We start from the raw sequence: 22,038 nt of genomic DNA, 5'->3' as shown, positions 1-22,038 counted from the left end.
CGGCGGCCATGATGAAGCCAGCCGATGCGGAGCGGCTCACCGGATATCATGTCGGCGGCATCAGCCCGTTTGGTCAGAAGAAGCAGGTAGCTGTCGCCATCGAGGAAGCCGCTCTCCTTGAACCCTATGTCTTCATCAATGCCGGTCAGCGCGGGCTGCAACTGCGGCTGGATCCCGCGGATGCACAGCGCGCGCTCAAGGCGGTCGCAGCCAGTATCGTCGTCTGAACTGCCAAGGGCAGGAATGACGCGTTGATACACAGCCACGCCCCAGCGTTTCGGCCCGGATTTCCCGCCGGCTTCAGTTTCAGAACAGGCTGCCCTGACCCGGTTCCGGCGGTTTGGCGGATTTGCTCCGGGTTTGCTTTTTGGGTTTGGACATCGGTTGATCGGCGCTGCTTGCAAATACTGCGACTTCGCCATCGGCGAACTCGATGGCCAGCATGCTTCCGGCATCAATCCCGGCGGCGCGCGACACGACAGTGCGCTCCTGATCGCGAATCACCGCAAAACCCCGGCCCAGAACACTGTGATAAGACAGGGATTGCAGCATCCTGGCTTGTGCGCCCAGCCCCTGCCGTCTTTGGCTGAGCATCTGGGTCACGGCGACGTCGGCCCGGTGATGCAGGCCGGCGAGGCGGTCCCGCTCACGGGTTTGCGCTTCCGCGATCCGGCGCGGAACCGCGCCAAGCACCAGCGCGTAGCGGTCCAGACGGGATCGCCAGGCCTCAAGCCGGCGCTCCTGCGCCCTGTCGGCGCGAACGGTCTTGTCGCGCACCAATTGCCGTTTGTCGCGAATTGCCGAGACCAGCGCCACTGGCGTCACCCGCCCGGCCTGGCGCTCGAAGCTTTGGCGGCGGTTGGCGGTGTTGAGTTGCAATGCCTGGCCCAGCCCCTGACCCGACCGGTCGAGCCGCTGCCGGGGCAGTGCCAGCACGCTGTCGAGCGTCGGCAGCGCCCGCGCCAGTGCCCGGACGGCTTCGCGCCGGCGGTCGAGCCCGCGCGATTGCGCGGATTTGAGCCGTGCCGCCAAACCGGCAACTTGCGCCACCAGATCGGCTTTCACCGGCACCGCCATTTCCGCCGCACCCGTCGGCGTTGGCGCCCGGCGGTCGCTGGCATGGTCGATCAGTGTCCAGTCGGTTTCATGGCCGACCGCCGAAACCAGCGGGATATCCGATTGGGCCGCCGCGCGCACCACCGCCTCATCGTTGAAACCCCAGAGATCCTCGAGACTGCCACCGCCGCGGGCGACGATGATCAGGTCCGGCCGGGCAATGGGTCCGTTGACAGTGAAGGAATTGAACCCTTCGATCGCCCGCGCCACTTCCTGGCCGGATGTTTCGCCCTGCACCCGCACCGGCCAGACGATCACATGGACCGGAAACCGGTCTTCAAGCCGGTGGAGAATGTCGCGAATCACCGCGCCTGTGGGTGACGTCACAACCCCGATCACACTTGGCATGAAGGGCAGCAATTGCTTGCGGGCCTCGTCAAACAGGCCTTCAGCCGCAAGCCTGCGCCGCCGTTCCTCCAGCAGCGCCATCAGCGCGCCGGCGCCTGCGGGCTCGATCGCTTCAATGACGATCTGGTATTTGGACGATCCCGGATAGGTGGTGATCTTGCCGGTGGCGATCACTTCCAGCCCCTCTTCGGGACGGTGCTTGAGCCGCGAGAACACGCCTTTCCAGATTACCGCCTCGATGCGAGCCTTGTCGTCCTTGAGTGAGAAATATGCGTGACCCGATGAATGGGGTCCGCGATAACCGGAAATTTCGCCACGCACCCGCACGAAACCGAAGGCGTCCTCAACAGTCCTGCGGATCGAGCCGGACAGTTCGCTGACGGTAAATTCCGTGGCGTTTGTCGGCGAATCATCGAGTTGATCAGGCATGAGCTATTGCGCACCATGGGATGGCCGCAGTCAAGTGTGACAGGCTGCTTGCAATGCCCGCAATTGCAGTCAAAGCCAACCTTTGGCTGATCTCCCTGCGTCTGCTTGCCGCGCACCATTGCGCCTGTCCCGGCTCCCGGTGCAGGATGAGACCCGTATAGCGCGGGGATAGTCTACATGAAGCAAATTGTCGTGATCGGCGGCGGCCATAACGGCCTGGTCTGCGCCTGGTACCTGGCCGCGGCCGGACACAAGGTCACGGTTCTGGAAAAACGCCAGATTGTCGGCGGGGCCGCGGTGACAGAGGAATTCCATCCGGGTTTTCGCAACTCCCTGGCCTCCTACACGGTTTCGCTGCTCAATCCCAAGGTGATCGCCGATCTCGATCTTTGCCGTCACGGACTGGAAATTGTCGAGCGGCGCATGGGAAACTTCCTGCCGCTGGCTGATGGCCGGGCGCTCGAAGCGGGACCCGGGCGCACCAGAGCATCGGTGGCGCAATTCTCTGAGCGTGACGCCGAAGCGCTCGATGGCTATGACCGGATGCTCGAAAATGCCGCCTCCGTGCTGCGCGATCTGCTGCTGCGCACGCCGCCCAATGTGACCGAGGGAAACTGGCTTTCGGCCATCCCTGACCTTCTCAAAACGGTGTCGCTTGGCAGACGTTTTGCCGATCTCTCGCTGGAAGCACGCCGGGATGTGCTAGATCTCTTCACCTGCTCTGCCGCCGAGATTCTCGATCGCTGGTTCGAAAGCGATCCGGTCAAGGCCCTGTTCGGATTCGATGGCATTGTCGGCGCCTGGGTCAGTCCCCATACTCCGGGTACGGGTTATGTGCTGCTTCATCATTGCTTTGGCGAGGTCAACGGCAAGCGCGGCGCCTGGGGCCATGCCATCGGCGGAATGGGCGCGATAACCGCAGCGATGCAGCGTGCCTGCGAGGAAAAGGGCGTGGTTGTGAAAACCGGTGCTGCTGTGGCGACAATCGAAACCCGCAAGGGCCGGGTCAGCACCGTTGTCAGCGAGAATGGTGACCGGTACGACGCGGATCTTGTCGCCTCCAACATTCACCCGCAACTGCTGGTCGGCAATCTTCTCTCGGAAGCACCGCTGCCAGAGGATTTTCGCCGCCGGATCGGCCATTGGCAAAGCGGCTCAGGCACGTTCCGGATGAATGTGGCGCTCGACCGCCTGCCGAGTTTCACCGCGCGGCCCGGACCTGGCGATCACCTCACCGCAGGCATCATCATTGCGCCCTCGCTTGACTACATGGACCGCGCCTACATCGATTCCCGCGCCCATGGCTGGTCGCGCCAGCCAATTGTCGAGATGTTGATTCCGTCGACGCTCGACACCACCCTTGCGCCCGAAGGCAAGCATGTCGCCAGCCTGTTCTGTCAGCATGTCGCCCCGGTCCTGCCCGACGGGTTTCCCGGCGGGTCATCCTGGGACGATCACCGCGGGGCCGTCGCGGATCTGATGATTGGCACGGTGGACCGGCATGCCCCCGGGTTCAAGGACAGCGTGATTGCCCGTCAGGTGCTTTCGCCGCTCGATCTCGAGCGGGTGCTGTCGCTTGTCGGCGGCGACATCTTTCATGGCAAGCTCAGCCTCAACCAGTTGTTTTCAGCGCGGCCGGTATTGGGCCATGGCGCCTATCGCGCGCCTTTGCCGGGTCTTTACATGTGCGGGTCATCCACCCATCCCGGCGGCGGCGTCACCGGCGTTCCGGGACACAATGCGGCGCGCGAAATTCTAAACGACATCCGCGCCCGGCGGGTGTAAGCGTGAGCCGCAGGGCGGCTGGCGCTGGATGCAAAGACCGGAATCCATTCTTCTTTTCAAGGTGACACGCAATGAAAACCGAGATCGAAAATCTTGCAGGCGAAACCCCTGGCATTGCCTATGAACTGGTTGTTCACCGGCTGGCCGGTCTGGATAGTTCAGCGCCCGACGCCTACATTCAGTCTGCCCTGCACGCCGATGAACGGCCGGGGCCCGCGGCACTGCATTACCTGATCCCTGAACTCGTCAAGGCCGAAGCCGAAGGCCGGTTGCTCGGATCGGTGACGCTGGTTCCCCAGGCCAACCCAGTCGGTGCGGCGCAGCACCTGTTCAGCCAGCACATGGGACGGTTTTCCTCGGGAAACCGAACCAACTTCAACCGCGATTTTCCGATACCCGATGAGCGCGGCGTACGCACCCTTGATCAACCGTCGTCCGCCGTGTTTGCTGACCGCAGGCTCAAAAGCCGGCTTCTGGAACTGGCCGACAACCATCCGATTGTTCTTGATCTGCATTGCGATGACGAAGGCGTGCAGTATCTCTACGTTCCCGAACCACTCTGGCCCGAAATGTCCGATCTGGCGGCGTGCCTGGATGCGCAAGCAGCCGTGCTCTGGAGTGTCGGGTCTGATTGTGCGTTTGAGGAAGCGGCATTCGCGCAGATGCGCGCCAGGGCAGGCGACGGCAACTTCGCAGGGCTTTGCGCCACCACGGTCGAACTTCGTGGCCAGCTTGATGTCGACCCTGTTCTGGCGCGCAAGGACGCGCAGGGGCTGTACCGGTTTCTGGTGATGCGCGGCGTAATCGCCGCGGACGGCTCGGCGCCGGCACAACTCAGTCCTGAGTTCGTCGCCAGGCCGATAGCCAATGTGGAAATGGTGCGTGCGCCTGTTGGCGGCACCATCCTCTATCACGTTGCGCCCGGCGAGCGGGTTGAGACGGGCCAGCTGGTGGCTGAAATCATCGTGCGTCCGGGTGAACCAGATGGGGCAATTGCCGTGCATGCGCCACAATCGGGTTTTGTTCTGACCAGACGGATGCGCCGTTTCATCCGAATGGGAGATGATCTGCTCAAACTTGTCGGCGATGCTGCTTCACCCTCCGCACGTATCGGCGCGCTGGAAGACTGAACCTTAGTCGTCTCTGTCCACCCGATGCTGGTTTTCGAAGATGTCCCCGCTTTGACTTTGGCGTATGAAACCGCGACTTTGACGGCAACATCAGGATGCTGGCGGACGATCCGTGAACGCCTCCGCGACAACAAAAGGGAGAGGCAAATGAGAATTCGGACAACAGTGCTGCTGCGTGCCGTGAAGGTTGTTGTGCTGGCAGCATCCATGGCTTCCAGCCCGGCCATGGCGCAGGATCATGTTGAGGCTCAGGACGTGACCTATTTCAGCATCGGCACAGCCGGGATTGGCGGAACCTATTTCCCACTTGCCAGCGCAATCGCCAGCTCGATTTCCAATCCGCCCGGCTCGCGGGGGTGCGATGAAGGCGGTTCCTGCGGCGTTCCCGATCTGGTTGCGGTCGCACAGTTCTCCCATGGCTCGATTGCCAATGTCAGCGCAATCACGTCAGGAACATTGAGCTCGGGATTCTCCCAGTCCGATGTCGCCTACTGGGCTTATTCGGGCACCGGTACGTTTGAAGGCCAGGAGCCGATGCGGGATCTGCGCGTTATCGCCGCACTGTATGCCGAACACATCCACCTGGTGGCTTCAAAGGCGTCGGGAATAAAATCCGTTGCCGATCTCAGGGGCAAACGGGTTTCACTCGATGAACCGGAGTCGGGCACCTATGCCGATGCGGCGTTGATCCTTGAGGCCTTTGGAGTCTCTGCGACCGACCTTGTCGCCGTTAACCTCAAGCCGGGTCCCGCATCAGACGCCATCCGCAACGGCGAACTGGATGCGTTGTTCTTTGTCGGCGGCTATCCGGCGCAAACACTTGCTGAGCTTGCCTCAAGCGCCGACGTCGTGCTGATCCCGGTCTCCGGTCCTGAAGTGGATGCGATGCTGATCGAATACTCGTTTTTCTCCAAGGACACAATACCGGACGGCGTCTATCAGGGTGTTGCAGGTGTCGATACCGTTGCCGTTGGTGCGCAATGGCTTACCAGCATCAAACAGGACGATGGTCTTATCTATGACATCACCAAAGCTCTGTGGAACGCCAACACCCGCAAACTGCTTGATGTCGGACACGCCAAGGGCAAATCGGTCACCACGCAATCCGCCTTGAATGGCATAGGCATTCCCCTGCATCCGGGCGCAGAAAAATATTACCGCGAAGCAGGCCTGATCAGATAGGACTGCGCCGGTTTACCGGTGCCCGTAGTAAAGCGATACGGCGTGTTCGGCTTCAGCGAAGAACAGCCAGCGCTCGGCCAGCAATCCGGTGAGCATCGACATGGCCGCCACGAGATTGAACAGGACCGGCGCATCGCTGAGCGCCATGATGATCAGAATCGCAATCGGCACACCGCCGCCGAGCACCAGCGCCAGCATGCGCAAGGTCCGCGCATGTTTGCGGCCGATGCGATGGACCATCTCCCTTGTGAGGTAATTCTCACCCGTGTGCGGGGATTCGAGCAGCCGCACCTTGCCGATAAAGCCAAGTCCCGTCGCTGTTTCGGGTGTCGACCCGGCATCTGACAGCCGAGCGCGGCCCGCACGGACCCACCAGGCCCATTTAATTGCCCAGGCGAGACCGACAAAGGCAATTCCCCAAGGTTCGGGTGCTGCATGATTGCCGAAGCCGGAGGCCAGCAGCCACCCGGAGCCGAGTGCGAAACCGAGATAAACCAGCGGCGTCAGCGGCGTTTTCCATTGCGGCACGGTTTTGAGCTGGGCATAGATCATCGATGTGGTGAACACGGTCATCACAGCGCCAAGCGAGACAAGCGCGCCGAGAAGCAGCGGCCTCGCGCCCGTCACCATCCAGACGAGCCCGTAGACCGCGAACAGGATGAGCGTCGCAATGGCCGCAATTCCTTCGCGGGACAACCAGCTTGAGCGCCACTGGCTGAGCGCTCGCCAGGCGCGTTCGGGATGTCCGAGATGGAACGTCGAGGCCAGCAGCCCGGCCACCGCAAGTCCACCGCCGGCAAGGCATATCAGCAATGCACGGCCCGCACCGCCGCCGACCGGAAAGCCCAGCCCGAGCAGAAAGATCAGTCCGAAGCCGGCTCCGGAACTGACGGTAAAAAAGATGACGGAAACAGCAGGGTGCATGGAATTATCCGAGTTTGTCGAGCGCCGCGTCCAGCCAGCCCAGGAAACCCTCGGGTTTTGGGTTGTCCAGACGGGCGGCAAATGCCGGTTGAGCAGGTGCCGGGCGCGTCTTTGGCCGCGGCGGCAGGTACTTGTTGACCGGACCTGTGCCCATCTCCGGCATCAAATCGATGCCGCCGCGTTCCACGACCAGTTGGGAAACGTTTGAATCGGGGTCATTGAAATCGCCGAAATGGCGAGCACTTGACGGGCAGGTGCGTACACAGGCCGGAATCCGGTCTTCCTCGGGCAGGCTATCGCTGTAGATCCGGTCAACGCACAAGGTGCATTTCTTCATCACATTCTCGACCGGGTCCATTTCACGCGCGCCATAGGGACAGGCCCAGGCGCACAGCCCGCAACCGATGCACATGTCTTCGGTGACCAGCACGATGCCGTCCTCGCTGCGCTTGTGGCTGGCGCCGGTCGGACACACGGTCACGCAGGGCGCATCATCGCAATGCAGGCAGGATTTTGGAAAATGCACAATTTGCGCAGGCGCGTCAGCAGGGGTTACTTCGAAGGTGTGGATCCGGTTGAGCCACGCGCCCGAGGTTTCCGCTCCATAGGCGTCGACATCCGACAGCGGCGAAGCACCGGCGCTGGTGTTCCATTCCTTGCAGTTGACGGCGCAGGCGTGACACCCGACACAGGTATCCAGATCAATGACAAGGCCAAGCCTTTTTTCGGTGGAGGCGGGAAGACTGGTCATTTTGAATGCCCCTTGCCGAAGCTCACTGCAAAAGGTGCCGCGCCCACCGGATTTTTCTGGGCGGTTTTGTGCGGCAGGCTTTGCCCGCTGGTCTGGTCGGGGTCCCTGCGGATAGCCACCCGCAGATCGAACCAGGCCGCCTGACCGGTGATCGGGTCGGAATTGGCCCAGCGCCGGCCATCGCCCTTTGGCGGCAGCAACTCGTCAATCAGGTGGTTGAGCAGGAAGCCGCGTGTTGCCTCCGGCGCATCCTTGTCCAGCGCCCAGGCTCCGGACCGCTTGCCGATGGCGTTCCAGGTCCACAATGTCGAGCTGTTGACAGCGTTCATGCGGGCAATCCTGACCCTGATCTCGCCCGATTGCGAGGAGACCAGCGCCCAATCACCATTTACCAATCCTTCCCGATCACAGACATCGCCCGGGACATACAGCGCGTTCTCACCGTGAATCTGTCGCAGCCAGGCATTTTGCGATCCCCAGGAATGGTACATCGCAGCAGGACGCTGGGTGATGGCATGCAGCGGATAGGCGTCTTCTTTCAATCCGTCGTCCGCAAAGGGCGGATACCAGGTTGGCAGCGGATCGAAACAAGACTTGATCCGCTCCCGGTGATGTTCCGGCGGCATCGGTTTGATCTTGCCTTCGGCAGCAAGCTGAAACTTGCGCAAGGGTTCGAGGTAAAGCTGGAAGATGTTTTCCACCGGCCCGTCCTGCAGGCCCTTTTCAATCGCCCAGTCGCTCCATGCCCGGTTGGCATGTTTGAAGTAATGTGCTTCCGTCGGCACATGCACCTGCGAGAAGCCGCCATTTTCGATGTAGCGCTTGAGCTGGTCCGGATTGGGCCCGCCGCGCCCGGTCTTGCCTCCTCTCTCGCCACGCCAGCCCGACAGCGGCCCGATGCCCGGCTTGCGCTGGTGATTGACGATATAGTCGGCGTAATCGGTGTAAACCGGCTTTCCATCCACATCGACCATGCCCGGAAGCTTCAGCCGGGCACCGAGATCGAGCAGCACGCTCTGGAAGCCGCGCACGTCGCGGTCAGGCTCAACCACCGGCCAGCGGATCGAATCGCACATCGCCTCGGGCTCGCTGATCGGCCGGTCCAGGAGCGATATGCAGTCGTGCCGCTCGAGATAGGTGGTGTCGGGCAGGATCAGATCGGCAAACGCCACCATTTCAGATGAATAGGCGTCCGAATAGATGATCTTCGGAATGACGTAGTCGCCGTTTTCATCCTTGTCGGTCAGCATATCCATCACCGACGACGAGTTCATCGATGAATTCCACGCCATGTTGGCCATGTACATGAACAACACATCAATGCCGTAGGGATCACGCGCGTGGGCGTTGGAAATCACCATGTGCATCATGCCGTGCGCCGACAGTGGCGCATCCCAGGAAAACGCCTTGTCGATGCGCTGCCCGGTCTCGCCATCTGCTTCCAGCAGCAGATCCTCCGGCCCGCGCGGATAGCCCAGATGCGGCCCGGCAAGCGCGGTGTCGGCGCAGGCGCCGCCATGCGGGCGCGGCTGACCGGCGACCGGACGCGGATAGGGCGGTTTGAACCGGAAGCCGCCGGGGCAATCGATCGATCCGACAAGGATCTGCAGCATGTGCAGCGCGCGGCAGGTCTGGAAACCGTTGGAATGCGCCGAGATGCCGCGCATGGCGTGAAACGCCACCGGACGCCCGATCATCCGCTCATGGCGTTCGCCTTTCATGTCGGTCCAGGGTTGTTCGATGATCACTTCGCGCTCGAAAGCCGCCTCGGCGATTTCGCCGGCAATGCGCACAATGGTCCCCGCTTCGATTCCGGTCCTGGCGGCCACGGCAGAAGGCGCATATTGCTCATCGAGATATTTTTGAGCGAGCAGTTCGAACACCGGTGTGGCGTGACGCCCGTCCGGCAATTCGAAGCGACCTTTGAGCGCCGGCCTGATCCCCGGTGTGGCAGACGATGTGGCCTTGCCGCTCTCCCGCTCGGCCACCAGGGCTATGCCTTCTTCATCGCGTGCAAACAGGCCATCGTCGGCGCCGCCGGGGTTGTCGATCACCAGCCAGGGTGCATTAGTATAACGGATCAGATAGTCGACATCGATCTTGCCGGTGCGCATCAATTCGTGCACCAGCGCCAGAATCAACAGCCCGTCAGTGCCCGGCGTGATGCCAAGCCATTCGTCGGCGATGGCATTGTAGCCGGTGCGCACCGGATTGACGCCGATCACCTTGACGCCGCGTTCCTTCAGTTTGCCAAGCCCCATCTTGATCGGGTTGGAATCATGATCCTCGGCCACGCCGAAAATCATGAACAATTCGGTCTTCTCCCAATCCGGTGCGCCGAATTCCCAGAACGCGCCGCCCATCGTGTAGATGCCGGCGCCCGCCATGTTGACCGAGCAAAAACCGCCATGAGCGGCATAGTTCGGCGTGCCGAATGCTTGCGCCCACCAGCCGGTCATCGACTGGCTCTGGTCGCGCCCGGTGAAAAAGGCCAGCTTGCGCGGATCGGTGCGCCGCACCTCGCCGAGCCAATCAGCGGCCAGATCCAGTGCCTCGTCCCATTCGATTTCCTTGAATTCGCCGGAGCCGCGTTCGCCGGTTCTCAGCAGCGGCTTTTTCAGCCGTGCCGGTGAGTAATGCTGCATGATGCCCGCCGAACCTTTGGCGCAGAGCACTCCCTTGTTGATCGGATGATTCCTGTTGCCTTCGATGTAGCGGACCTTGCCGTCGGTCAAATGGACATTGATGCCGCAGCGGCAGGCGCACATGTAACAGGTGGTTTTGCGAATTTCGGTCTTGTCGTCGGCGGCGTGTCGCACCGCGTTGGTCTGGCTCATTCATTCCCCCGAATACATGTGGCCCGATGCATTGGCCAGCACCCGGCCTGGTGCCGCGGTTCGGTGGCGAACCTCTGGCCGGTACGCATGCCAAGCGGACCCTCCGGCCAGCCAAATGTCAAGACCGGGGCATAGAACCAGGCTGTCTTATGGTAAGACCAGTTGGGAGAAAATCATGACACGGGGCATCGGCGCACAGGACGATTTCGCCGGTTCACGGAATTGGCTAGCAGACGGTTTTTCCGTTGGGTTTGCAATACAGACGGTGCAATACCTCAAGTACGGCTGAAACTTCCTTGCCTTTGAGCGAATAATAGATTGTCTGGGCGTCGCGCCGTGTATTGACCAGGTCGGCATCGCGCAGCTTGCGCAGGTGATGTGACATCGCCGGCTGTGACAGGCCCGCCATGTCGGCCAGCTTGAGAACGCTGTATTCGCCGTCGAGCAGAATGCACAGAATGCGCAAACGCACCGGCTGCGACAGCATTTCCATCAGCTTTGCCGCGTCGCTCATGCGCGGTTCCATTTCAAGCATATCCTGGGTGTCGAGCATGACCGGCGTTCCATTTCCTGAACATTTAATAACTCTTATATAAAGAGCCTACCTCAATTTTTCAACCATCGATGGCCCTTGTACTGTCGCGCACGATCAATTCCACCTCAAGCACAGTGGTTTCGATCGCCAGGCTGAAATTCGACTGGATATGGCCGATCAGCAATTCCGCAGCAAGGACTCCAAGGCGGGTGCGCGGTTGCCGCAGTGTAGTCAGCGCCGGAATGAAGCGGTCGGCGATATCGATGTCGTCGAATCCGACGACGGAAACATCGTCGGGAACGGAAACGCCATGCCGGACCAGCTCCGACACAAAACCGAACGCCATCTGGTCCGACTGGCAGAATACGCCGCTGGGTCGGTCCGTCAGCTTGAGCCACGCAAGCGCCGCCTGGGCACCGGCGTCGAGGCTGAAATCTCCCGGAAAGAGATGGGAAGGATCAAACTGCAACCCCAGTGCCGCGAGCCGCGCCATCGCGCCCCCGGTCCTGGCGCCGGTCAGCACGTTGTGCCGGGGTCCGGCGATCATGCCGATCTTGCGGTGACCAAGGCCGGCCAGATGGGATATCGCCAGCTCGGCGCCGCGGGCATTGTTGACGCGCACCGAAGGAAACCGCCCTTTCGGCGTCCATTCGCAGGCAAAAATCACCGGTGGGACGCCGGCGCCGGAGTTGGCCGCCGACAGGACCTCGTCGGGCAACGATCCATCGAGCGCGATAATGCCGTCGGCGCGGGTTGCGTGCAGGTACTCCCAGACCAGTTGCGGCTTGGTATGCGCCTGTCTCGTGTCGACGACGAGCATGTTGAAATCTGCATTTGACAGCGCCGTCTCGATGCCCGCCAGAATCTCCGAGAAAAACGGATTGCCCAGATTCGGCATCAGCACGACGATGGCGCCGGTGCGCTGGCGCCGGAGATTGCGGGCAGAGAGGTTGACCCGGTATCCGGTTTGCTCCGCCGCCGCCAGAACCATTAAACGTGTTGATTCAGCAACGGTTTCCGGCTTGCTCAGCGCCCGGCTGACCGTCGCGGTAGACACGCCTGCAAGTCTGGCAACATCGGTGATCCTCGGCGCTCTTGATTCCATGACAGTCGGTATTCCCAGTCTCCCGAAACAGCATTGAAGCGCCGTCGGCAAATATCACTTGACTCCAATTCGCTTCACGGTCAACCTTTATGTAATCGATTGCAGCGGCCTAGTCTCACTCGCAATGTAATCGATTGAAATGGTGTGAGGACACCAGCGAGCCCGGGCTGTTGCTGGAGCGCGACCGGACCGGGAGGAGGAATAATCCTGGGAGGGAAATCGATGAACACACTCAAGCTTTTTCTGGCTGGCGCCTCGACGCTGGTGCTTTCCACCGCGGCCAATGCCGTGGATCTTGAAGTCACCCACTGGTGGACATCCGGTGGTGAAGCCGCGGCCGTCGCAGAATTCGCCAAGGCGTTTGACGCCACTGGCAACAAATGGGTCGACGGCGCCATCGCCGGTTCCGGCGGCACTGCCCGCCCGATCATGATCAGCCGCATCACCGGTGGCGATCCGATGGGCGCCACCCAGTTCAACCACGGCCGTCAGGCCGAGGAGCTTGTCGAAGCCGGCCTGATGCTCGACCTCACCGATATTGCCGAAAAGGAAGGCTGGAAAGACATCGTCAATCCGCCAAGCCTGCTCGACAGCTGCACACTGGATGGCCGGATCTATTGCGTGCCGGTCAACATCCACTCGCAGCAGTGGTTGTGGTTGTCCAACGCGGCCTTCGAGAAGGCCGGTGTGCCGGTGCCCGGCAATTGGGACGAGTATGTCGCTGCCGCGCCGCAGCTTGAAGCTGCCGGTATTATTCCGCTCGCAGTCGGCCAGCAGCCCTGGCAGACCACGTTGGCCTTCCAGGTTCTGCTGGTAGCCCTCGCAGGTCCGGATGCCTACACCAAGATCTTCGGCGAAAAGGATGCCGAACTGGCCGCCGGTCCCGAACTGGCAAAGGTTTTCCAGGCTGCCGACAAGGCCCGGGCAATGTCGGCCGGCTCGAACGTTCAGGACTGGAACCAGGCCACCAATCTGGTGATCACCGGCAAGGCTGCCGGCCAGATCATGGGCGATTGGGCTCAGGGTGAATTCCAGGTTGCAGGCCAGGTCGCAGGCACCGACTATACCTGCCTGCCCGGCCTTGGCGTCAATGAGGTGATCCAGACCGGCGGGGATGCGTTCTACTTCCCGAAACTCGACGATGCAGCCCAGACTGAAGCACAAGGTGTGCTCGCATCGGTGATGCTGTCTCCGGAAACCCAGGTTGCCTTCAATCTGAAAAAGGGTTCCTTGCCGGTTCGCGGCGATGTCGATCTGACTGCCGCCAATGACTGCATGAAGAAGGGTCTCGAGATCCTTTCCAAGGGCAACATCATCCAGGCCCCCGACCAGCTGATGTCACCGGACTCGCTGCAGCAGATCAACGATCTGTTCGTGCAGTTCTTCAACGACACATCGATCACTGCCGAGGGTGCGCAAAAGACCTTTGCCGACCTCGTCGCGTCTGCTGACTGATCTTTAGCCGGATCATCCTTGAAGCTGGTCCCGTCATGGCGGGACCGGCGATTCTCGATATCAATTCATTTGATGAGCAGGAAAGTGGACGCGATGGCGCGAAGCAAACGCCCCTCAAATTGGTTCCGCAACGCCAATGCCAAGATCGCTGCAATCCCGATGATCTTGACCGTCCTGGTGGTTTTCGTTGGCGGTACGCTTTGGACCGTCCTCTATTCATTCACCAATTCGAAATTGCTGCCGCGTGAGAAGTTCGTCGGCTTCGATCAGTATGAGCGGTTGTGGTCGAGCAGCAAATGGCTCATTTCGATCGAAAATCTGGCGATTTACGGCGTGCTCTCATTGATTTTTGTCATGGTCGGCGGCTTCCTTCTGGCAGCGCTGCTTGATCAGAAGATCCGCTTTGAAAACACCTTCCGCACCATCTTTCTCTATCCCTTCGCCTTGAGCTTCATCGTCACCGGCCTTGCCTGGCAGTGGATTCTCAACCCGGATTTCGGCGTCCAGAATGTGGTCCGGTCTTTGGGCTGGACCAGTTTCGCCTTCGACCCGCTCTACAATTCCGACATTGTCATCTACGGCGTGTTGATAGCCGGGCTCTGGCATGAGACCGGGCTGATTATGTGCCTGATGCTTGCAGGCCTGCGCGGCATTGACGAGGATATCTGGAAGGCTTGCCGCATCGACGGCATCCCGACCTGGAAAACCTACATGTTCGTTGTCATTCCGATGATGCGCGGCATCTTTGTCACTGCCCTCGTGCTGGTCACCTCCGGCATCATCAAGGTCTACGATCTGATTGTAGCCCAGACCGGCGGGGGACCCGGCATCGCCTCGGAAGTGCCGGCCAAATATGTCTACGACACCATGTTCCTGTCGCAGAATCTTGGCCAGGGCTTTGCCGCCTCGACCATGATGCTGCTCACCGTGGTCATCGTTGTCGTGCCCTGGGCTTATCTCGAATTTGGAGGCAAGGGACGTCGTGTCTGATTCAATATTTACCATGCCGTCCGGAAACCCCATCAGCCAATCGGTGGTTCCGCTTGAGGGGCCGCGTGGCCGCAAGCCGCGCAAGCGCTTCACCCGGCGCAACATCATGCTTTATGGCACCCTGATCGTGGTGGCGCTGTATTATCTGCTGCCGCTGTATGTGATGGTTATCACCTCGCTCAAGGGCATGCCGGAAATCCGGCTCGGCAACATCTTCTCGCCGCCGGTGGAAATCACCTTTCAGCCATGGGTCAAGGCCTGGTCGGAGGCCTGCACCGGGCTCAATTGCGACGGACTGTCACGCGGTTTCTGGAACTCGGTTCAAATTCTCGTGCCCTCGGTGATCCTGTCGATCATCATCGCCTCGGTAAACGGTTATGCCATGGCCAACTGGCGCTTCAAGGGCGCCGAAACCTTCTTTGCAATCCTGATTGTCGGGGCCTTCATCCCCTATCAGGTGATGATCTACCCGATCGTCATAATCCTGCGCGAGATCGGCCTTTATGGCAGCCTCACCGGACTGGTGCTGGTGCACACCGTCTTCGGCATGCCGATCCTGACACTGCTGTTCCGCAATTACTTTTCGTCGATCCCGGAGGAATTGTTCCGCGCCGCGCGCATTGACGGGGCCGGCTTCTGGTCGATCTATTTCCGCATCATGCTACCGATGAGCCTGCCGATCTTCGTCGTCGCCATGATCCTGCAGGTCACCGGCATCTGGAACGACTTCCTGTTCGGCGTCATCTACACCAAGCCCGACCTCTATCCGATGACGGTGCAGCTCAACAACATCGTCAATTCGACCCAGGGCGTGAAGGAATACAACGTCAACATGGCGGCGACGATCCTCACCGGGATCGTGCCGCTTTTCGTCTATTTCGTTTCCGGAAAACTGTTTGTGCGCGGCATCGCGGCCGGTGCGGTGAAGGGATAACAACATGACCAGTGTATCGGTCCGCGACCTGACCCTGAAATTCGGCGTCCTCGAAGTGCTCAAATCTCTGAGCATCGATATCGATGAGGGCGAGTTCCTGGTGCTGCTCGGTCCATCGGGCTGTGGCAAGTCCACGCTGCTCAACTGCATCGCCGGCCTGCTTGATGTGTCCGATGGCCAGATCATCATCTCCGGCCGAAACGTTACCTGGGAAGAGCCGAGCAACCGCGGCATCGGCATGGTGTTCCAGTCCTACGCGCTCTATCCGCAGATGACGGTGGAGGGCAATCTTGGCTTCGGTCTCAAGAATGCCCGCATGCCGAAGGATGAGATAGCCAGCCGCATAGCACGCGCCGCTGAAGTGCTGCAGATCGAACCGCTGCTCAAGCGCAAGCCGGCGCAACTTTCCGGTGGTCAGCGCCAGCGCGTCGCAATCGGACGTGCTCTGGTCCGCGACGTCGAGGTGTTCCTGTTTGACGAACCACTGTCCAATCTTGATGCCAAACTGCGCGCCGAACTGCGCGTCGAGATCAAGCGGCTGCACCAGAAACTCAAGAACACGATGATCTACGTCACCCATGACCAGATCGAGGCGCTGACGCTCGCCGACCGCATTGCGGTGATGCGCGCCGGCACCATCCAGCAACTCGACAACCCGCACGAGATCTACAACCGCCCGGTCAATCTTTATGTTGCCGGCTTCATGGGATCGCCGGGCATGAATTTCATCGAAGGTGATCTCGATGCCGGCGCCAGCCCCGGCTTCCGCTTCGCCGGCCAGACCATCGATCTGTCGAGCTATCCGTTCTCCGGCCCGGCCAAATCCGGCCCCGGCATATTCGGCATCCGCCCCGAGCATATCGTTGCCGGCGACGCAGCCTCGTCCGAGCGCTATTCGGCTGAAGTCGAGGTCGATGTGGTGGAACCGATGGGCGCCGATACGCTGGTCTGGTCGATGCTTGATGGCTGTGAAGTCCGCTTTCGCGTCGACGGCCAGACCAGCATGCGCGTCGGCGATCATGTCCGCATCGGCTTCGATCCGGCGCGCGCCTGCGTATTTGATGCAGAATCCGAACTCCGTCTCTAATTCCCGTACAGAAAGACAACGCCATGACCTATTCGTTCCAGCTTTACAGTGCCCGCGACTTCCAGCCCTGGCAGGACGTCCTGAAGATGCTTGCCGAAGCCGGCTACACAATGGTTGAAGGTTTTGGCGGCATCTATGAAGATCCGGCAGGCTTCCGCGCGCTCATGGATGCCAATGGCTTGTCCATGCCGTCGGGCCATTTCTCCATCGATGCATTGGAGACCGATCTCGATGGCGTCTTCGCCAAGGCGAAGGTTTTGGGCATCAAGACCATCTATTGCCCGCATCTGGTCGAGGAATTGCGCCCTGTCGACCGCGCTGGTTGGGAGGATTTCGCTGCCCGGCTCGAGGCAGTCGGCGTCAAGGTTCGCGCCCATGGTTTAAACTTCGGCTGGCACAATCACGCCTTTGAATTCGTCGCCCTGGCCGACGGCACAGTGCCCATGCAGGTTATTCTCGACCTGGCGCCCGACATCGAATGGGAAGCCGACATCGCCTGGATCATCCGCGGCGGCGGCGACCCAGCCGACTGGATCAGGCGATATGACAGCCGCATCACTGCGGTTCACGTCAAAGACATCGCGCCGGAGGGCGAGTGCGAGGATGAAGACGGTTGGGCCGATGTCGGCCACGGCACCGTCGACTGGACTGCACTGCTCAGGCAGTTGCGCGCTTCGCCGGTGAAACGCCTCTATATCATGGAACACGACAAGCCGTCGGATACGACCCGTTTTGCCAAGCGCTCGATCGCCTGGCTTCAGGCCAAGGGAGAGTAACTGTCATGGCAAATGTTCTTGGCGTCGGCATCATCGGCTGCGGCAATATTTCAACCTCCTATCTCAAGCTCGCGCCATTGTTCAAAGGCATCGAGGTCCGTGCCTGCGCCGATATCAATGCTGACGCTGCAAAGACGCGGGCCGATGAATACGGTATCCGCGCCGAAAGCGTTGAGGGACTGCTCGCCGCGTCCGACATCGACATGGTCGTCAACCTGACCGTTCCGGCCGTGCACTACGCGGTGTCGGCCCAAGTGCTCGACGCCGGCAAACATGTCTATTCGGAAAAGCCATTCGTGCTCTCGGTTGAGGAAGGCCGGGATCTTGCCGAACGCGCTGCCAAACAGGGCGTCAGGGTCGGTTCTGCGCCTGATACGTTCCTGGGCGGCGCCCATCAGCTGGCGCGTCATCTGGTCGACACCGGTGCGGCCGGACGGATCACTGGCGGCACCTGCCATGTGCTCAGCCCGGGCATGGAGCACTGGCATCCCAACCCGGATTTCTTCTTCAAGCCCGGCGGCGGCCCGATTCTCGACCTTGGCCCCTATTACATTTCCAATCTGGTTCAGCTGATCGGCCCGGTCGTGCGCGTGGCCGCCATGACCTCGGTTCCCAGCCCGGAACGCAAGATCACCTCCGAGCCGCGGTTTGGTGAGATGATCAAGGTCGAGACGCCAACCACGGTGCACGCGGTTCTCGAATTCGCCAATGGTGCGCTTGTCACGCTTGGCGCCAGTTGGGACGTCAAGACCCATGGCCATCGCCCGATGGAACTCTACGGCACCGACGCCAGCCTGATCGTTCCGGATCCGAATTTTTTCGGCGGAAAGGTGGAGCTGATCGGGTCCGATGGCAAGGAGGGCGAGCTGCCCGCATGGGATCATCCCTTCAGCGTGCCCAATCAGGAACACAAACAGGGCATGATGGCCAATTATCGCACCGCCGGCCTGGCCGATATGGCTCTTGCCATTCTCGAAGACCGGCCGCACCGCTGTTCGCTGGAGTTTGCGCTGCACGTGGTGGACGTGATGACTGCGATCCTCCATTCTGGGGAAACCGGCGAATTCATTCGTCCCTCCACCAGCTGCGAGCAACCGGCACCTCTCGGTATTGAAGAGGCGGCGGCGCTCCTCAACAAGAAAGACGTCTGACCATGTGGACACCTGCTCCCGACCGCTATGACACCATGAGCTACCGACGTGTAGGCCGGTCCGGCCTGAAGCTGCCGGCGATCTCGCTTGGTCTGTGGCACAATTTCGGCGAGGATACCCCGCATCAACTCAAGCGAGATCTGTGCCGCACCGCCTTCGACCTCGGCATCACCCATTTCGATCTGGCCAACAATTACGGCCCGCCACCCGGTTCGGCCGAAACCGCCTTTGGCGAAATCCTCAGAACCGATTTCCACGGCCTGCGCGATGAGCTGGTGATCTCGTCGAAGGCTGGTTACGGCATGTGGCCCGGACCCTACGGCGAATGGGGCAGCCGCAAGTATCTGGTCTCGAGTTGCGACCAGAGCCTCAAGCGCATGGGTCTCGACTATGTCGATATCTTCTATTCGCACCGCTTCGATCCCGAGACGCCGCTTGAGGAAACCATGCTGGCGCTGGATCATATCGTGCGTTCAGGCCGGGCGCTCTATGCCGGGATTTCGAGCTACAACTCGAAGCGGACCAAGGAAGCCGCCGCGATCCTCAAGCAGCTTGGCACGCCGTGTCTGATTCATCAGCCTAGCTATTCGATGATCAATCGCTGGGTCGAGGATGATGGTCTGCTCGACACCCTCGAGGAAGAAGGCATCGGCTCGATTGTCTTCTCGCCGCTGGCCCAGGGCATGCTGACCGGCAAATATCTGGGCGGTATTCCCGAGGACAGCCGTGCCGCACAGCACAAGTCGCTCAATGCCGGTTTTCTCAACGAGCGCAATCTCGGCAACATTCGCGCGCTCAACGAGATCGCCAAGCGCCGCGGCCAGACGCTGGCGCAGATGGCGCTTGCCTGGGTGCTTCGCGGCGGTCGCGTCACCACGGCGCTGATCGGCGCCAGCAAGCCGCAGCAGATCATCGATTGCGTCGGCGCGCTGGCCAATCAGGATTTCACCGAGGCCGAGCTCGCTGAAATCGATACCTATGCCCGCGACGCCGACATCAACCTGTGGGCGGCATCCTCCGAGCGCAAGGGACCTGCGAGAAAATGATCATCAATCCGATCCTGCCCGGCTTCAATCCGGACCCTTCGATCTGCCGGGCAGGACCGGACTATTTTATCGCCACTTCCACCTTCGAATGGTATCCCGGCGTTCAGATCCATCACTCGACGGATCTGGTCAACTGGCGGCTTGTCAGCCGTCCGCTGACCCGCGCCAGCCAGCTCGACATGCGCGGCAACCCCGATTCCTGCGGCATCTGGGCGCCGTGCCTGTCTTATGCCGACGGTCTTTTCTGGCTGGTTTACACTGACGTCAAACGGCTCGACGGCAATTTCAAGGACGCGCACAATTACATTGTCACCGCCCCGGATATTGCCGGACCGTGGTCGGATTCGGTCTACGTCAACTCGTCGGGCTTCGACCCGTCGCTGTTTCACGATGATGACGGCCGCAAATGGTTCCTCAACATGGTCTGGAACCATCGCACCGATTCGGTTGGCGGAAACCCGAAGCACCCGGCTTTCGCCGGTATTCTGGCGCAGGAATACGATGGCAGTGCCGGCAAGCTGGTCGGCGAGCCGGTCAACATCTTTGCCGGCAGTCCGCACGGGCTGGTCGAGGGCGCGCATCTGTTCCGGCGAGACGGATGGTATTATCTGACTGTGGCTGAAGGCGGCACCGGTTATGATCATGCCGTCACCATGGCGCGCTCGCGCGCATTGGCCGGACCTTATGAACTGCATCCCGACATCTTTGTGATGACCTCCAAGGATGCGCCGGAGGCGGTTTTGCAGCGCGCCGGCCATGGCCAGATGGTCGAGACGCCTGATGGCGCGGTCTACCACACCCATCTCTGTTCGCGGCCCTTGCCGGGTCTCCACCGCTCTCCGCTGGGCCGCGAAACTGCCCTGCAGAAATGTGTCTGGGGCGAGGACGGCTGGTTGCGTCTGGCCCAGGGCGGTCTGATCCCTGCGGTCGAGGTTGCCGCCCCCGATCCCACGAGCCGCAAATTGCCCGACGAAGTCATCCACCGCGATTTCAACGGCGCCACGTTGCCGGAGGAATTCCAATGGCTCAGGACACCCTGTCCTGAGCGGATTTTCTCCATGACCGGGTCAGCCCTGCGCTTGCACGCGCGCGAATCGATCGGCAGCTGGTTCGAACAGGCACTGGTGGCGAGACGCCAGCAGCATCTGGGCTTCCGTGCCGAAACGTCGGTGTCCTTCTTGCCGCGCAACTTTCAGCAGGCCGCCGGACTGGTGCATTATTACAACCGGCACAAGTTCCATTTCCTGGCCGTGACCTGGCACGAAGATCTGGGCCGCGTTCTCACCATCCTGAGCTGCCCTGGCGACTGGCCGGATGGCAAGCTGGAGTTTCCGCTCGACAATCCGGTCACCTTGCCCGGGGATGGCCCGGTTGATCTGGCCATGAGCGTTGATGGCGCGGACCTGCAGTTCCACTGCCGGCTGTCTGGCGAGGACTGGAAACCTGTCGGACCCGTCCTCGACGCCAGCGTGATCTCGGATGAAGGCGGGCGTGGCGAACATGCATCCTTTACCGGAGCCTTCACCGGCATGGCTGCCTTTGACACCTCCGGCAGTGTGATCACGGCTGATTTCAAGCAGTTCACCTATATCCCCGGGGACGCGTGATGCGCAGCCAGTTGTGCATCTATGAGCTCGCCAGCGGCGCGGTGGAACAGGTGCTGGCAACCGACCAATTGATCGAGGCGCCCAACTGGACGCCGGATGGCGCGGAGTTGATTGTCAATGGCGATGGCCGCATGTTCCGTGTTCCGCTGGATGCGCCGGAGCTTGTTTTGATCGACACCGGCCCCGCGGTTCGCTGCAACAATGATCACGGCGTCTCCCCGGATGGAACGCGGCTGGTGATCAGCGATTCCACCGGCACCGGTCAGTCCTGTATCTGGGTTCTGCCGATCACCGGCGGCATTCCGCGCCGCATCACCGCTGAGGTTCCCTCCTGGTGGCATGGCTGGGCGCCCGACGGCAGCGTGCTCGTCTATGTCGGTCGCCGCGATGGCAGCTTCGGCATCTATACAATCGGCGTTGATGGCGGCCCCGAGCGGCAGCTTATCAGCGGCGGAGGGCATTATGACGGTCCGGATTATTCCCCGGACGGCGTCTGGGTCTGGTTCAATTCCGACCGTGGCGGCAGCATGGATCTGTGGCGGATCCGATCGACAGGAGGTGCACCGGAGCAAATGACTGCCGACAGCCGGGTCAACTGGTTTCCCCATCCCGCACCCGATGGCCGGTCGGTGCTCTATCTCAGCTACGAGCCGGGAACCGAAGGCCATCCGCGCGATTGCGAGGTCGAATTGCGCCTGGTGGATATGGTGGATGGTTCTGTGCGCACATTGCTGGCGCTGTTTGGCGGCCAGGGGACGATCAACGTGCCGTGTTGGTCGCCCGATGGCGGCCGCTTCGCCTTTGTCCGCTACCGGCGGAACGGTGCATAAAGGCTTTGTGTAAGCCTCGA

19 protein-coding genes are annotated in these 22,038 nt (G+C 61.0%); 13 read left to right on the top strand and 6 right to left on the bottom strand.

The window, feature by feature from the left end:
- Positions 1-227, top strand: a 227-nt coding sequence (locus ABJN75_RS13695) for a YbaK/EbsC family protein (RefSeq protein WP_348440144.1), incomplete at its 5' end; no start/stop codon positions are given.
- Positions 228-306: 79 nt separating this feature from the next.
- Here ABJN75_RS13695 and xseA read toward each other — a convergent pair.
- Positions 307-1,893: an exodeoxyribonuclease VII large subunit gene (gene xseA / locus ABJN75_RS13690; protein WP_348440143.1), complete on the bottom strand. Its 1,587-nt coding sequence runs from the start codon at positions 1,891-1,893 to the stop codon at positions 307-309.
- A gap of 177 nt (positions 1,894-2,070) precedes the next feature.
- Here xseA and ABJN75_RS13685 point away from each other — a divergent pair, with 177 nt between their 5' ends.
- The 3 genes from ABJN75_RS13685 to ABJN75_RS13675 all read left to right on the top strand — a co-directional run bounded on the left by ABJN75_RS13685 (position 2,071) and on the right by ABJN75_RS13675 (position 5,990).
- Positions 2,071-3,678: an NAD(P)/FAD-dependent oxidoreductase gene (locus ABJN75_RS13685; RefSeq protein WP_348440142.1), complete on the top strand. Its 1,608-nt coding sequence runs from the start codon at positions 2,071-2,073 to the stop codon at positions 3,676-3,678.
- A gap of 71 nt (positions 3,679-3,749) precedes the next feature.
- Entirely contained in the window at positions 3,750-4,808 is a 1,059-nt protein-coding gene (locus tag ABJN75_RS13680; protein WP_348440141.1) for a succinylglutamate desuccinylase/aspartoacylase family protein, read from the top strand.
- Between the two features lie 147 nt (positions 4,809-4,955).
- Positions 4,956-5,990: a TAXI family TRAP transporter solute-binding subunit gene (locus tag ABJN75_RS13675; RefSeq protein WP_348440140.1), complete on the top strand. Its 1,035-nt coding sequence runs from the start codon at positions 4,956-4,958 to the stop codon at positions 5,988-5,990.
- A gap of 12 nt (positions 5,991-6,002) precedes the next feature.
- Here ABJN75_RS13675 and ABJN75_RS13670 read toward each other — a convergent pair whose 3' ends face one another.
- From ABJN75_RS13670 to ABJN75_RS13650, 5 genes are all read right to left on the bottom strand, one after another.
- Positions 6,003-6,914: a DmsC/YnfH family molybdoenzyme membrane anchor subunit gene (locus tag ABJN75_RS13670; protein WP_348440139.1), complete on the bottom strand. Its 912-nt coding sequence runs from the start codon at positions 6,912-6,914 to the stop codon at positions 6,003-6,005.
- 4 nt (positions 6,915-6,918) lie between these two features.
- Positions 6,919-7,665, bottom strand: a complete 747-nt coding sequence (locus ABJN75_RS13665) for a 4Fe-4S dicluster domain-containing protein (RefSeq protein ID WP_348440138.1) — start codon at positions 7,663-7,665, stop codon at positions 6,919-6,921.
- Positions 7,662-10,502 carry a molybdopterin oxidoreductase family protein gene (locus tag ABJN75_RS13660; protein WP_348440137.1) on the bottom strand — a complete coding sequence of 947 codons (2,841 nt, stop codon included), beginning with the start codon at positions 10,500-10,502 and terminating at the stop codon, positions 7,662-7,664. The genes ABJN75_RS13665 and ABJN75_RS13660 overlap by 4 nt, the downstream gene beginning before the upstream one ends.
- Before the next feature lie 226 nt (positions 10,503-10,728).
- Positions 10,729-11,055, bottom strand: a complete 327-nt coding sequence (locus ABJN75_RS13655; protein WP_348440136.1) for a metalloregulator ArsR/SmtB family transcription factor — start codon at positions 11,053-11,055, stop codon at positions 10,729-10,731.
- Positions 11,056-11,116: 61 nt separating this feature from the next.
- Positions 11,117-12,142 (bottom strand): LacI family DNA-binding transcriptional regulator, encoded by a 1,026-nt coding sequence (locus tag ABJN75_RS13650; protein WP_348440135.1) that lies wholly within the window; start codon positions 12,140-12,142, stop codon positions 11,117-11,119.
- Positions 12,143-12,364: 222 nt separating this feature from the next.
- On the opposite strand from ABJN75_RS13650, the gene ABJN75_RS13645 reads away from it, so the two are divergent.
- The 9 genes from ABJN75_RS13645 to ABJN75_RS13605 all read left to right on the top strand — a co-directional run bounded on the left by ABJN75_RS13645 (position 12,365) and on the right by ABJN75_RS13605 (position 22,018).
- Positions 12,365-13,597, top strand: coding sequence for an ABC transporter substrate-binding protein (locus ABJN75_RS13645; protein ID WP_348440134.1), 1,233 nt, complete (start codon positions 12,365-12,367; stop codon positions 13,595-13,597).
- Positions 13,598-13,681: 84 nt separating this feature from the next.
- A complete protein-coding gene (locus tag ABJN75_RS13640) occupies positions 13,682-14,587 on the top strand; it encodes a sugar ABC transporter permease (RefSeq protein ID WP_348440152.1) in 906 nt (301 codons plus the stop codon).
- A gap of 13 nt (positions 14,588-14,600) precedes the next feature.
- Positions 14,601-15,521 (top strand): carbohydrate ABC transporter permease, encoded by a 921-nt coding sequence (locus ABJN75_RS13635; RefSeq protein ID WP_348440151.1) that lies wholly within the window; start codon positions 14,601-14,603, stop codon positions 15,519-15,521.
- Between the two features lie 4 nt (positions 15,522-15,525).
- Positions 15,526-16,608, top strand: a complete 1,083-nt coding sequence (locus tag ABJN75_RS13630; protein ID WP_348440133.1) for an ABC transporter ATP-binding protein — start codon at positions 15,526-15,528, stop codon at positions 16,606-16,608.
- Between the two features lie 23 nt (positions 16,609-16,631).
- Positions 16,632-17,384 carry a sugar phosphate isomerase/epimerase gene (locus ABJN75_RS13625; protein ID WP_348440132.1) on the top strand — a complete coding sequence of 251 codons (753 nt, stop codon included), beginning with the start codon at positions 16,632-16,634 and terminating at the stop codon, positions 17,382-17,384.
- 5 nt (positions 17,385-17,389) lie between these two features.
- Positions 17,390-18,535, top strand: coding sequence for a Gfo/Idh/MocA family oxidoreductase (locus ABJN75_RS13620; RefSeq protein ID WP_348440131.1), 1,146 nt, complete (start codon positions 17,390-17,392; stop codon positions 18,533-18,535).
- 2 nt (positions 18,536-18,537) lie between these two features.
- Positions 18,538-19,581 (top strand): L-glyceraldehyde 3-phosphate reductase, encoded by a 1,044-nt coding sequence (gene mgrA, locus ABJN75_RS13615; protein WP_348440130.1) that lies wholly within the window; start codon positions 18,538-18,540, stop codon positions 19,579-19,581.
- Positions 19,578-21,188: a glycoside hydrolase family 43 protein gene (locus tag ABJN75_RS13610; RefSeq protein ID WP_348440129.1), complete on the top strand. Its 1,611-nt coding sequence runs from the start codon at positions 19,578-19,580 to the stop codon at positions 21,186-21,188. Before mgrA ends, ABJN75_RS13610 begins: the two co-directional genes overlap by 4 nt.
- Positions 21,188-22,018, top strand: a complete 831-nt coding sequence (locus ABJN75_RS13605) for a hypothetical protein (protein WP_348440128.1) — start codon at positions 21,188-21,190, stop codon at positions 22,016-22,018. Before ABJN75_RS13610 ends, ABJN75_RS13605 begins: the two co-directional genes overlap by 1 nt.
- Positions 22,019-22,038 lie beyond the last annotated feature (20 nt).

It is taken from the genome of Hoeflea sp., assembly GCF_039975035.1.
In the GTDB taxonomy this organism is placed as follows: domain Bacteria; phylum Pseudomonadota; class Alphaproteobacteria; order Rhizobiales; family Rhizobiaceae; genus Hoeflea.
Note: the sequence above shows the minus strand (reverse complement) of the source record. Positions and strands in the feature narration are given on the sequence as shown.